This window comes from Crenothrix sp. (assembly GCF_043729335.1).
In the GTDB taxonomy this organism is placed as follows: domain Bacteria; phylum Pseudomonadota; class Gammaproteobacteria; order Methylococcales; family Methylomonadaceae; genus Crenothrix.
Genome location: NZ_JAYTLQ010000002.1, coordinates 139,261 through 152,793, shown reverse-complemented (window position 1 = coordinate 152,793; position 13,533 = coordinate 139,261). Strand labels below are relative to the sequence as shown.

The 13,533-nt window shown below is 44.3% G+C and carries 13 protein-coding genes; all 13 read left to right on the top strand.

The genetic code is table 11. The annotated features are described in order from the left end of the window. Positions 1-2 precede the first annotated feature (2 nt). Positions 3-320 carry a hypothetical protein gene (locus ACHZC4_RS01280; RefSeq protein WP_394751948.1) on the top strand — a complete coding sequence of 106 codons (318 nt, stop codon included), beginning with the start codon at positions 3-5 and terminating at the stop codon, positions 318-320. A gap of 203 nt (positions 321-523) precedes the next feature. After that, on the top strand, positions 524-2,212 hold the full coding sequence (locus ACHZC4_RS01275; RefSeq protein WP_394751947.1) for an exo-beta-1,3-glucanase: 1,689 nt from the start codon (positions 524-526) through the stop codon (positions 2,210-2,212). A gap of 17 nt (positions 2,213-2,229) precedes the next feature. Further along, on the top strand, positions 2,230-3,429 hold the full coding sequence (locus ACHZC4_RS01270) for a phosphoribosyltransferase domain-containing protein (protein WP_394751946.1): 1,200 nt from the start codon (positions 2,230-2,232) through the stop codon (positions 3,427-3,429). Next, complete coding sequence (locus ACHZC4_RS01265) at positions 3,401-4,150, top strand: hydrolase (protein WP_394751945.1); 750 nt, start codon at positions 3,401-3,403, stop codon at positions 4,148-4,150. Before ACHZC4_RS01270 ends, ACHZC4_RS01265 begins: the two co-directional genes overlap by 29 nt. A 111-nt stretch (positions 4,151-4,261) precedes the next feature. Next, a complete protein-coding gene (locus ACHZC4_RS01260) occupies positions 4,262-5,428 on the top strand; it encodes a hypothetical protein (RefSeq protein WP_394751944.1) in 1,167 nt (388 codons plus the stop codon). Between the two features lie 139 nt (positions 5,429-5,567). Continuing rightward, on the top strand, positions 5,568-6,701 hold the full coding sequence (carA, locus tag ACHZC4_RS01255) for a glutamine-hydrolyzing carbamoyl-phosphate synthase small subunit (protein ID WP_394751943.1): 1,134 nt from the start codon (positions 5,568-5,570) through the stop codon (positions 6,699-6,701). Positions 6,702-6,725: 24 nt separating this feature from the next. After that, complete coding sequence (locus tag ACHZC4_RS01250; protein ID WP_394751942.1) at positions 6,726-7,298, top strand: Uma2 family endonuclease; 573 nt, start codon at positions 6,726-6,728, stop codon at positions 7,296-7,298. Between the two features lie 56 nt (positions 7,299-7,354). Then, the gene (locus ACHZC4_RS01245) at positions 7,355-7,591 is read left to right on the top strand and encodes a hypothetical protein (protein ID WP_394751941.1); all 237 of its coding nucleotides are present in this window, start codon (positions 7,355-7,357) and stop codon (positions 7,589-7,591) included. Between the two features lie 130 nt (positions 7,592-7,721). After that, a complete protein-coding gene (locus ACHZC4_RS01240) occupies positions 7,722-8,273 on the top strand; it encodes a Panacea domain-containing protein (RefSeq protein WP_394751940.1) in 552 nt (183 codons plus the stop codon). Further along, on the top strand, positions 8,270-8,704 hold the full coding sequence (locus ACHZC4_RS01235) for a hypothetical protein (protein WP_394751939.1): 435 nt from the start codon (positions 8,270-8,272) through the stop codon (positions 8,702-8,704). The genes ACHZC4_RS01240 and ACHZC4_RS01235 overlap by 4 nt, the downstream gene beginning before the upstream one ends. Positions 8,705-8,767: 63 nt before the next feature. Further along, positions 8,768-11,986 carry a carbamoyl-phosphate synthase large subunit gene (gene carB / locus ACHZC4_RS01230; protein WP_394751938.1) on the top strand — a complete coding sequence of 1,073 codons (3,219 nt, stop codon included), beginning with the start codon at positions 8,768-8,770 and terminating at the stop codon, positions 11,984-11,986. A 204-nt stretch (positions 11,987-12,190) separates the two neighbouring features. Beyond that, positions 12,191-12,667 carry a transcription elongation factor GreA gene (gene greA / locus ACHZC4_RS01225; protein ID WP_394751937.1) on the top strand — a complete coding sequence of 159 codons (477 nt, stop codon included), beginning with the start codon at positions 12,191-12,193 and terminating at the stop codon, positions 12,665-12,667. A gap of 61 nt (positions 12,668-12,728) precedes the next feature. Next, positions 12,729-13,463 (top strand): WecB/TagA/CpsF family glycosyltransferase, encoded by a 735-nt coding sequence (locus tag ACHZC4_RS01220; RefSeq protein ID WP_394751936.1) that lies wholly within the window; start codon positions 12,729-12,731, stop codon positions 13,461-13,463. Positions 13,464-13,533: the final 70 nt, after the last annotated feature.

The window sequence follows — 13,533 nt, the reverse complement described above, 5'->3', positions numbered from 1 at the left end:
TTATGACTATGCAGAAATCTTTCCACGCTTCACGTCGCTTGATACCTGTTTGTTTATCGATGTTGTTTATGGGTTGCGCGTCTGAGCCAGTAGTTGCTCCTGAACCTGAGCCGATTATTTCTGGCGAAACCATGCTACGCGAAAGCCAAGGCATTGCCAGTTTGGGTGAGCGCTGGAAAAGCGGCAAACAATTGGTTGAGCGGGGGAACACCATGGTAAGCGTTGGAGAAGCCAAAATTGAAGAAGGCAATCGCTTAATTTCTGAAGGCAATAAAATCATTCGTGAAAGCGAAGAGCATTACAAAAGCATAAAACAATAGCGAGGATTCAGCACAGCATCAGCTAAAAAATCTAATGGGGTGTTTTTACCGTCGGTTAAAACACCCTGCCAAATCGTTTAAGAAAATTTTACATTACACCGAACTAGGTCTATTCGTCATAGATGTCCTACAATGTTCTGGTTTTACCATCGTTTGCACTAACACGCATCGCATTACCAACGTTGTGGAGTAGATATACCGCTATGAGAATATTTCTAATCGCTGCCCTGCTTATATTAATCAACGGATTATTCGGCTGGTTTATTAACTTACCCCAAGATGTAGGCCCGGATGTGCCGCAAGGTAAGCTTAACAGCATGTCGTATGCGCCCTTTCGTGAAGGCCAAAGTCCGCTGGAAGAAAAATTCCCCAGCGTAGAGCAAATCGATGAAGACTTGCGGTTGTTATCCCAAAAAACCCACACTATACGTACTTATTCCAGCGCATGGATATTCAGTAAAATACCGGAACTTGCCAGAAAACATGGCTTAAAAATGATTCAGGGTGCCTGGATTGGTTTTATTAAAAAAGATATCAGAACCGAGCTTCAAGAGCTTATTCATGCCGCCAATACTTATCCCGATGTGATCAAGCGGGTTATCGTCGGCAACGAAGTGTTATTGCGCGGCGAGATGGAACCTGAGGAGCTGATTGGTTATATCCGTGAAGTCAAAGCGGCGGTCAAACAACCGGTGTCTTACGCGGATGTCTGGTCGATGTATATGAAAAATCCACAGCTTATTAAAGAAGTCGATTTTATTACTATTCATATTTTGCCTTACTGGGAAGATCAGCCGATCCCAGTTGAGCAAGCGCCTGCTCATATCGCTAAAATCTATAACATAGTCCAGCAAGAGGCCAGCACGATTGCCCCTGGCAAACCCATATTAATCGGTGAATCAGGTTGGCCAAGTGCCGGTCGTCAGCGCGGTTGGTCTGTGCCTAGCGTTACCAACGAAGCCACTTTTATCCGCAGCCTGATTAAAATCGCCACTGAAAAACATTTTGATTACAACATCGTTGAGGCTTTCGACCAACCCTGGAAAAATGCTTTAGAAGGCGTGATTGGCGCAAACTGGGGTATTTTTTCCACGGATCGTGAAGAGGTGTTCCCACTCACCGGCAAAGTTTACCAAAATCCACACTGGCTACAGCAATTTGGCTATGCGTGCGGTATTTTTCTGATCGGTGCAGTGTGTTACCGTAAGCAATTACAGGCTTTTAGCACGGCGCACACGGCGGTGTTTTTGCTGTTCTTGCATCTGCTCAGTATTGCGTTGGTGAGTTTGGCGTGTCAGGCCTGGAATACCAGTTACACAACCGAGCACTATGTGCAAAGCATTTTAGCGGTCAGTTTAAATACGTTGCTGGTGATTTTATTAGCACAGCGGGCCAGCGATATATTCAATAAAAAAGCGGCTAATCAGAAAGTGGGGCTTGGGCTATATCTTCTTTACGTGTTGTTTGTAGTGCTGGCTATTTACAGAACCTATACACTGGCTACCGATGGCCGTTACATCAGCTTCCCGTTTATCCTGACGACTATTCCCGTATTTGGGTTGCTGGGCTTAATGATCACGCACTACGTGGCCAATAAGCCATTGCCGGAAAAGACGCTTGCACTCAATACTTTAATCGGTACTTCGCAGAGTTTGGTACACCCTAAAATTGTTGGTTACAGCTTGATAGCTATCGCCGTTGGCCTGATTATCGGCGAAACCCGTGCTTTTATGGTGGGGCGTGATTTTATCCTTGAAAATCCTGATCTATACAGACGCTTTGGCCGGGCATTAATTTTTAGCATTACCAATTTGCAGCTGGTGCAATGGTTTACCAGTCTAATTTTACTGGCCAGCGCATTTTTGCTGAGTAGTCAACGCAGTAAACGATAGGCTTTTAAGACAACTTCATGCCCAAAACACTCACTGTTACCCTAGAAACCGGTTTATTACACATTAATATGGAACCGGGTTCGGTTCCGCTTAAGCGCTTATTGGGCTTTGCTGCGCGCATCAGTAGCAAGCGCAAGTTTTTGTTAGTCAGTAAAATATTGGGCAAGCATTATCCAGTGTCGCCACGCTTTATGAGCTGGTCTTATCGGGCTTTGGCGCGTGCTGTTTTAAAGCGTGGTATTATCGGTGAGTCGCTGTGGCTGGGTATGGCAGAAACCGCAACCGGCTTAGGGTATGGCGTGTTTGCAGCAGCTTACCGTGAAGGCATTCAGGACGGTTTGTTCATGCAAACCACCCGTTACCATATTAATGGTGTGGCGCGTTTAGAGTTTAAAGAAGCGCACAGCCATGCCACTGATTTCTTTTTATACTATCCGGATTCATCAGAGCGCCAGCAGCAATTTCTACAGGCTAAAACGCTGGTATTAATTGATGATGAAATCAGCACCGGTAAAACTTTTTTACGCCTGATTCAGGCTTACCAGACTATTAATCCTAATCTGTGCAAGGTCTTTATTGTTAGCTTGATTAATTTTGCCAACCCTACAGACCGCAAAGCATTAGAAGCAGAAGCGGGTGTGGCTGTGGAATGGGTTTCTCTTCGGCAAGGCTGGTTTCATTTTGAAGAGCACGAAAACAAAATACTGAATAATATTACCGTCAATGTGTCTGGTAATGGCGGCTGTAAAAAGCAGTTATTTGGCTGGCCAGGGCGACAAGGCATAGATACCCCGATTACGATGGGGACTAATGTTGTTGATAGTTTGGCTGCATTTTTTAAACCCAACACGGTTTTATCCCATAAGCGTCCCATTCTGGTGCTGGGTTCAGGTGAATGCAATGCGCCTGCTTATCTGCTCGGACGTGAGCTGGAGCGCAAAGGTTACAAAGTAAAAGTGCAAAGCACCACTCGCTCGCCGATTCATGTCAGCAATGCCATTGCTTCAGTCATTCAGTTTGAAGATAACTACGATGACAACATTCCCAATTTCATTTATAACCTTGACCCTGACACCTACCAAGAGATTATCCTGTGTCATGAAACGCCTTTATGCGCTTCACTGCATACGCTACTCGACCAATGGAACGCCATCAGCGCCCGCATAGACCTTCCGGCAAATTCAACGCATGCAACCCTACATTTTTTTAGACCTTGATGACACACTATTCCAAACCCTGAGAAAATGTGCGCCGGATGATCATCCTCGCTTACAACTACGCGCTACCTTACCTGATGGCACACCCAATTCATTTGCCACTCATAAGCAACAATGGCTGTGGCAATGGTTGGCAAAAGACTTCAAAATGGTTGCGGTAACGGCGCGGGATTTTCATGCCTTTGGCCGTGTTGAGCTGCCTTTTCAAGAAGAAGTGGTATTAAATCATGGCGCAGTTATTTTAGATAAACACAGAAATATCGATGCGGTGTGGATGGTTAAAATGGTGAGTGCCTTACCGCCTTACCATGAAAAATTGCTGGAAGTGTGGCAAATTATCGAAAGTTATTGTGCGTCAGACACCGATTTTAAGCTTCGTTTAGTGAATGATTTTGACATCATTTGGTATGGTGTCATCAAGCATAAATCAGGCATGGAAGCAGCATTATTGCCAATAATACAGTGCATTGAAACCCACGCACATTTTGCCGATGGCAGTCTGTATTGGCATTTAAATGGCAATAATCTGGCTATTTTGCCAAAAATCATCAACAAACAGGATGCAGTAGATTATTTAATTCAAATCTACAAACAACACGATCCAGAACTTATCACCTTTGCGGCCGGTGACAGCAAAAGCGATGCAGCGTTTATGGCGCTTTGTGATTACGCGCTTATTCCGACCAATACGCAATTATTCAAAACTTTAAACGCTGTGTAAATGCAATATAATCGCATAATGTAAATAAAATAAAACTGGTATAAACTGGCTAAGTGGCGATAATTATTTGTTAAATTTATTGGCTATTATATTTGATTCAGGGGATAAAACATGTATTTAGATCATTTGCGAGCAGTTAATAAGAATGGGGCTTTCACAAAAGCTAAAATTATGTTGGGCATGGTCGCTACCTTAACTTTAAGTGCTGCATTAACCAGCAACGCTTGCGCCGACGCTATTATTAAACCTCCTATTCTTGAAAAATTACAGCAACAAAGAAAGCCGTTGGCACCGGAAACTATTAAATGGATGGCGAGATGGAAAGGTGTAGATCTTGAGAAACCTGCGTTTAAACTGGATGAGCTATCAGGAAGTACATCGGTTTATTTGAAAGTTAGAAAACCAGACGCCACCGAAAAAGATGGGTATAAGGCTTATGGCACCTTTTTGTCACGCAGCAATTCTGCCAATCCTTACAGTGAACTAGCTTACTTTAATCTGGCTGCCATTCTTGGTTATGATGGTATTTTCCGCCCAACCGTCCGCTACGCTTTAGGTTCACGGGCAAGGCAAGCCTTCAAGACTTTGTTGAATAATACTGCTATTCCGCCCGGCAATCGTCTTGAAAATAAGAAGCGGGTGTTACGAGATATTGCAACAGGAAAGCCACTTAATGGCTGCTTAAAGTCCAAAAAACTTGATACCAATATTGCTTACGATGCTATTGCCGATATAAAAGCAGGTCTTCCCAGAAAGACTAACTCCATCATTAAAGCTTTACAGGCTGCTAGTCCTCAGCCCAGCGTCAGCCAAAAATTTGAGCCTGTGACAGGTTATAAAAGCAATATGCTGCAATTAGCACGGGAATATTCAATTATTATGACATTGGATACTATCTTTCAGCAGTGGGATCGCTACAGTGGCGCCAACGTTGTACTGGCAAAAGACAAAGCCGGTATTGCGCATTTTTATTCCACAGATAATGGCGGAGCCAATTTGGAAAAGAGCCCTGCCAAGGTATTAAATAACTTAAAATATTTTAGCCGATATGATCGTAAAACCATTACTCGGCTGAAAGCACTCTATGGTTTTTTAGTTAATCCGGCAAAGGGTTTCCTGGGTTATAAAAATGCCGAAGCATTTGTGGTCGATCTTGGTTTATACGGTGAGCTCAAACCCGCAGAATACGTGGCATTATTAAAACGAAATATAGGATTGTTACTTAACCAGGTGGCTATAGTTGAGAAAAAGCTCAGCAACAAGGCTTACCTGCCTTAATGCTTTCCAAAGCTCCGGTTGAAACTTAAAATTGTTAGTGATCTGCATGGTATAATTTTGCATAGTATCCCAGTTTACACATTTTATGACGGGGTGAGTCGCAGGATTCATCCCGTTTTGCACATTTGAGGTGGCGTGTTTGAGCAAGTCGGCATTATTGGTATTGGAAGATGGCACAGTATTTAACGGCGTGTCGATAGGCGCTGACGGTTGCTCAGTGGGTGAGGTGGTGTTTAATACCGCCATGACCGGTTATCAGGAGATTCTCAGCGATCCGTCGTATGCCAAACAGATCGTTACGTTAACTTACCCGCACATAGGCAATGTCGGCACCAACAGCGAAGATGACGAATCGGCGGGGGTGTTTGTCAGTGGCTTAGTCATTAGGGATTTACCACTGCTGACCAGCAACTGGCGCAGTGAAATGTCTTTGCAAGATTATTTGCTAAAGCACAATGTGGTGGCGATTGCCGATATAGACACCCGCAAGCTCACCCGTATACTGCGCGACAAAGGCGCACAGCGTGGTTGTATTATCGCGGGCGAAAGTATCGACATAGAAACCGCTCAACAAGCTATCGCTGGCTTTTCTGGCTTAAAAGGCCTGGACTTGGCTAAAGAAGTTACCACTGCCAAGTCTTACGAATGGACAGAAGGTGTTTGGGATTTACAAGTAGGCCATCAGCCAGGTGTAAATTTAACCAAGCACGTTGTTGCCTACGATTTTGGCATTAAGCGCAATATTTTAAGATTAATGGTCAAGCGTGGTTGTCGTATTACTGTTGTACCGGCTACTACGCCAGCGGATGTGGTTTTGGCCATGCAACCAGACGGCGTGTTCTTGTCCAATGGCCCTGGTGATCCTGAGCCGTGTACTTACGCTATCGAAGCCATCAAAACCATCCTGGCCACTAAAACGCCGGTATTGGGCATTTGTTTGGGGCATCAATTATTGGCTTTGGCCAGTGGCGCACACACCGAAAAAATGAAGTTCGGCCATCACGGTGCGAACCATCCCGTGCAAGAGCTTGCCACAGGCCGGGTGATGATCAGCAGCCAGAACCACGGCTTTGCGGTTAACGAAGCCAGTTTGCCGGATAATCTGATTCCTACCTACCGCTCGTTATTTGACGGCAGTTTGCAAGGCGTAGAGCGTACCGATTGCCCGGCGATGAGTTTCCAGGGACATCCTGAAGCCAGTCCTGGTCCGCATGATGTGGAATTTTTGTTTGATTGGTTTATTGATAAGATGGATGCGGCTAAGTCGGTTTAACATCAGCACACTTAAAATATTGTCATGACAGCGTTACGAAAAATCACTTATTTATCGGAACAAGATTATCTTGCGGCTGAATTGACCGCCAACGTGCGCCATGAATATATTGATGGGCAAATTTATGCGATGGCGGGTGCGGGCGAAAACCATAACCGCATTAGCTTGAATATTGGCTTTCATCTTCGTGCAGCGGCACGCGGTGGGCATTGCGGTGTATTCCTGAGTGATATGAAACTGAAAATTGCCTGGCAAAAAGCGTATTATTACCCTGATGTTATGCTGGTTTGCCATCGTCAGGATGATGGGAATAATTTTAAGCAACAACCTTGCCTCATTGCTGAAGTGTTATCACCTAGCACAAACAAAACGGATCGGCGTGAAAAGCTTTGGGCTTATCAAAAAATACCCAGTTTACGCTATTACTTGCTGGTGAGCGCCAACCGAGAAAACGTTGAATATTTTGTCCGCAATAGCCAAGACGAATGGCAATCAGCACTGTTGGAAGCTGATGAAACATTGACAGTTGAATGTGAAAATTATCAGGCGGTTTTGAGTTTGGCTGATATTTATGAGGATGTGGTATTTGATGGCTAATGCTACGGCATTATTAGTAAATCGTTAATGCATCAATGAATTGACGGAGGTGCGACATGTTACAAATAACTTTAGAACTTAAAAATAACGAGGATGAAAATCTTTTATTGCCTTTATTGCAACGTTTAGGTATCAGCTACACAATACTAAAAAAAGAAGACATTAATCCCAACAGTCTTGATTTCCACCGTCGTGTCATTGAACAAGGCGCTGATGTAGTTGATTTTAATAGCTTACTGCAAGAATTTAATCAAAGCCGCCAAGATAGATACCTGCCGTTTGAAAGCGAATGAAGGGCTACCAACTTAAGCTGGGACAAAATGTAAGTTAGGTTGAACGCTTTTCTCAACCCAACATGACCAAGTGGTTGAACTATAAGCTCTAGTTTTTAAAAATGCAAACTAGAAAAATATCGGAGTTTTTATGTTAATAGATCATAGTCGTCAAAAACTCATAAATGCCATAATTTACTTCGTAACAAACACTAAATCCTGTGGAAAAATCAAGTTATTTAAATTATTGTATTTTTTAGATTTTGAGCATTATTCTCGGACAGGTAGAAATGTAACTGGGTTAGATTATTTTGCTTGGCCAATGGGGCCTGTGCCAGCAGAATTAAATAATGAGCTAACCAATCCTAGTAGCGATTTTAGCCAAGCACTTGAGGTTAGGTCTAAAAAAATAGCAAAAGGAAATATGCTGAATATTAATCCTTTAGTCAGTTTTTCTGCTGATTTTTTTTCTAAACGAGAAATTAAATTGCTTGAGCAATTAGCCAGCGAATTTAAAAATTCGTATGCGAAAGACATGGTTGAAGCAACTCATTTAGAAAATCTTCCTTGGCATGAAATTTATGAAAAACAAGGATTAAAACAACAACAAATACCCTATGAATTAGCATTAAATAAAGCTGAGCTGGGACAAATAAGTAAGAATGTAAATGAACACCTTGAATTTAAAGCGAACTATAGATGACACCTGGGACTTTTTTAGTTGATGAGAGTTTTAAATTTAAAGACGGGAAAACAGGAAAAAAAATATTTACCATTTTAAACAATGGTGTCCTAGGTTCGTATATTGTGGTCAAAACCACCTCGAAAGCAGATAGATACGGTATTCAATATGGTTGCCAAATCATGGATAGGTTTCCAAATTTTTATTTTGTAAAAGGTAGTTGTTTTCTTCATGACAACACCTGGGTTCAATTAGATGATTTTTTTGAATTTGAGGCAGCAGAACTAGATCAAAAAATCATACATAATGCGATCCACAGAATTGGCGTGCTTAATACATCACAAACATTAGAGCTTCTTATTTGCGCTAGCCATTCTGATGATGCATCAAAAATTCAAGAAGATGAAATTAAAAAAACTATTGCTAGCATAAAAAACCAATCAACCACTTAAATAGGCTAAGTAACAAGCTTACTTAATTAATTATTTGCAGTACAAATCTTAACTTTATAAAACATGCCAAAAAGAACCGACATAAAATCGATATTACTACTAGGCGCCGGCCCCATCGTTATTGGCCAGGCCTGCGAATTTGACTATTCCGGCACACAAGCCTGCAAAGCCCTGCGCGAAGAAGGCTACCGTGTCATCCTGGTCAACTCCAACCCCGCCACTATCATGACCGACCCTGATATGGCCGATGCGATTTATATCGAACCTATCGACTGGCAAACCGTCGAAAAAATCATTGCCAAAGAACGCCCCGATGCCATCTTACCCACGATGGGCGGCCAAACTGCGTTAAATTGCGCGTTGGATTTGGACAAACACGGCGTACTGGCTAAATACGGTGTGGAAATGATCGGTGCCACTAAAGAAGCCATCCACATGGCCGAAGACCGTGAGCAGTTCAACCAGGCCATGCGCCGCATTGGTTTTGAAGTCGCCAAATCCAAAACAGCGCATTCTATGGAAGAAGCTTTCGCCGCACAGCTGGAAGTGGGTTATCCCACTGTCATCCGCCCCTCATTTACCATGGGCGGCAGCGGCGGCGGCATTGCTTACAACAAGGAAGAATTCGTCGAAATTTGCGAACGCGGCCTGTACTTGTCGCCCACCAAAGAACTGCTGATTGAAGAATCGGTCCTGGGCTGGAAAGAATTCGAAATGGAAGTGGTGCGTGACCACAAGGACAACTGCATCATCGTCTGCTCCATCGAAAACTTCGACCCAATGGGCGTGCATACCGGCGATTCCATCACCGTTGCCCCCGCACAAACCCTGACCGACAAAGAATACCAAATCCTGCGTAATGTATCGCTCGCCGTATTACGCGAAATCGGTGTCGATACCGGCGGTTCCAACGTGCAAGTGGCGATTAATCCGGTGGATGGCCGTATGATCGTCATCGAGATGAACCCACGGGTGTCACGTTCTTCCGCTTTGGCCTCCAAAGCCACCGGTTTCCCGATTGCTAAGGTGGCGGCGAAATTGGCGGTGGGTTTTACGCTGGACGAGCTGCAAAATGAAATCACCGGTGGTGCGACTCCGGCCTCCTTTGAGCCGTCGATTGATTACGTGGTGGTAAAAGTGCCGCGTTTTACCTTCGAAAAATTCCCGCAGGCCGATGACCGGTTGACCACGCAAATGAAATCGGTCGGCGAAGTGATGGCGATTGGCCGTACTTTTCAAGAAGCGCTGCAAAAAGCTTTGCGCGGTTTGGAAATCGGCATCAGCGGCCTGGATGAAATCACCGATTTAACCTCACCCGATGCGGGCGACAAGATGCGCCGCGAAATGCGCCACCCAGGCCCCAATCGCTTGCTGTACGTGGCCGACGCGTTCCGTAGCGGCATGAGCCTGTTGGAAGTCCACGACTCCAGCAAAATTGACCCGTGGTTTTTGTCGCAGATTGAAGATTTGGTCATTATCGAACAATCCTTATCCACCAAAACTTTATCCACCTTAAAAGAAGGCGAGCTGTACAAGCTGAAACGCAAGGGTTTTTCTGATATCCGTATCGCCAAATTGTTGGGCGCATCGGAAAACGAGGTGCGCAACACCCGCTTTAAACAAAGTCTACATCCGGTGTATAAGCGCATCGACTCGTGCGCGGCAGAATTTTCTTCAGATACCGCGTATTTGTACTCAACCTATGAAGAAGAATGCGAAGCGCGGGTCACAGACAAGGAAAAAATCATTATTCTGGGCGGCGGCCCTAATCGGATTGGCCAGGGTATCGAATTCGACTATTGCTGTGTCCACGCAGCTTTGGCCTTGCGCGAAGACGGTTACGAAACCATCATGGTCAACTGTAATCCTGAAACGGTGTCCACCGATTTTGACACCTCAGACCGTTTGTACTTTGAATCGTTGACCTTGGAAGACGTGCTGGAAATTGTGCATCTGGAAAAACCCAAAGGCGTGATTGTGCAATACGGCGGCCAAACCCCGCTAAAATTGGCGAGGGCATTGGAAGCCGCTGGCGTGCCGATTATTGGCACTTCACCGGATTCCATCGATTTGGCGGAAGACCGTGAACGCTTCCAAAAATTGCTGGAACGCTTAAACTTAAAACAACCACCTAACGCCACCGCACGCTCCACCGAACAAGCCATTAATGCCGCTAAAGAGCTGGGCTATCCCTTGGTAGTGCGCCCGTCTTACGTATTGGGTGGCCGCGCCATGGAAATTGTCTTCAACGAAGAAGGCCTTAACCGCTACATGAAAGAAGCGGTGTCTGTGTCGCATGATTCACCGGTGTTGCTGGATCGCTTCTTGGATGATGCGGTGGAAATGGATGTCGATGCAATTTACGACGGCGAACGCACCTTGATTGGCGGCTTGATGGAACATATCGAGCAAGCCGGTGTGCATTCCGGTGATTCGGCCTGTTCCTTGCCGCCTTATGAACTGGCTCCGGCTATTCAAGATAAACTGCGTGAACAAGTTCATGCCTTGGCCGAAGCTTTGGGTGTAAGAGGTTTAATGAACACCCAGTTTGCCGTGCAAGGTGAGGATATTTATGTGCTGGAAGTCAATCCACGGGCTTCGCGTACTGCGCCGTTTGTCTCCAAAGCCACCGGCTATGCCTTAGCCAAGATTGCGGCACGGGTAATGGTTGGACAAACTTTAACGCAACAAGGCATTACCGAAGAACGTATTCCAAGTTATTTTTCGGTGAAAGAAGCTGTGTTCCCGTTTGTGAAGTTTCCAGGCGTGGATCCACTGCTGGGCCCTGAAATGAAATCTACTGGCGAAGTCATGGGCGTTGGTAAAACATTTGGTGAGGCCTTTGCCAAATCGCAACGTGCGGCGGGTGTTAATTTGAACCATAGCGGCAAAGTGTTAATCAGCATCCGCGACGCCGATAAGCACAAAGCGCCGGAAATTGCTAAAATGCTGGTCAGCAAGGATTATCAGATTGTGGCTACCGGCGGCACGGCCAGATTTCTTAAAGAAGCCGGTATCCCGTGTGAAAGCGTTTATAAAGTCAATGAAGGCCGCCCCAATACCGTGGATATGATTAAAAATGATCAAATCCAGCTGATTATTAACACCACAGAAGGCGCAAAAGCCATTTCGGATTCTTTTACCATGCGTAGAGAAGCGCTGCAACATCGTGTTGCTTATTATACGACAATGGCCGGTGCTAAGGCGGCTTGTTATGCTCTAGGCGAATTAGATGCGGGCGAGGTTAATTGCTTGCAAGACCTACATAAGACATTTATTTAATTGAATTATAATAAATAATTTTACACTGGAAATGAGGCTGTGAATGGGACTTAGCCCTGATGCTTTTTCAAAGCGAATGGTTAAATCGTTGGTAGTGCGCTGGGCTTAGAAGAGTCTGATCGGCTAACCATGAGCATCTTACTTCTAACGCTATATCGTCTTGAGTTGAAAGCCGAAAACAATATATATTTGGAGCTGTAAGCAATGATTAAAGTACCACTCACCGTAAAGGGTGCAGAAAAATTACGTGCAGAACTGGAAGAGTTAAAATCCGTAGTACGACCACGCATTATTGCATCAATTGCCACCGCCAGGGCGCACGGTGATTTAAAGGAAAATGCCGAATACCATGCCGCCAAAGAGCAGCAAAGCTTTGCAGAAGGCCGTATTGGTGAAATTGAAGGAAAATTGTCCAATGCGCAAATTATTGACGTCACCAAAGTGGATGCCAATGGCAAAGTCGTGTTTGGTGCAACGGTAGAGCTGGAAGCGATTGAGTCGGAAAAGCGCGTCACTTATCAGATTGTGGGTGAAGATGAGGCCAGTATCAAGGAAGGCCGTATTTCCATAGGCTCTCCTATTGCTCGTGCTTTAATCGGTAAAGAAGTTGAAGACATTGTTACCGTAAAAGCACCGGGAGGTAATGTCGACTATGAAATTATTTCCATCCAATATATTTAGCCCATCCTGATTTTTAGATTATCGGGCTCTGCCATTTAAAGGATGCCCATAAAGTGGCGGAATGAAGCAGCGTATTAATATTATAGGGTGTGAAATTGACAATTTGTCCATGGAAGAAACGCTACAGACCATTGAAGGCTTTATATATTCCGGTCAGTCGCATCAGCACGTTGTTGTTAATGTCGATAAAATTGTCAAGGCCAATAAAGATCCGCACTTGCTGCGTATTATTAACGAATGCGCCTTGGTTAATGTTGATGGAATGCCGGTAGTCTGGGCATCCTACTTACTTGGAAAACCTTTAAAAGAGCGGGTAGCGGGAATTGATCTATTCGAAAAATTAATACAACGCTCGGCAGAAAAAGCATGGCGTATTTATTTTTTAGGCGCTAGTGAAGAAATCGTTTCCACTGTAAACCACATTTATCAACAGAAATATCCTAATATCTCAATAGCGGGTTACCATAATGGCTATTGGACAACAGAAGAAGAGCCAGGCTTAGTGGCGCAGATTAAAAATAGCCAGACTCAGCTTTTGTTTGTTGCTCTAAGCTCACCCCAAAAAGAAAATTTCTTGAGTACTTACCAAGCCCAATTACAAATCCCTTTTGTGATGGGCGTTGGCGGTAGTTTTGATGTTATAGCGGGGAAAATTAAAAGAGCGCCTCCCTGGATACAGAAAATAGGTTTTGAATGGTTTTACCGTTTTTTACAAGAACCAAGGCGTATGTTTAAACGTTATTTTATTGAAGATATGGCATTTTTCTGGTTATTGGTAAAAGAATTTTTGCGTTAGTTTACTATTTCGTATGTGCTTCGATTCTCGGTTATATAATTGTAAAATTAATGTTGTGGGGTTTAGGTAG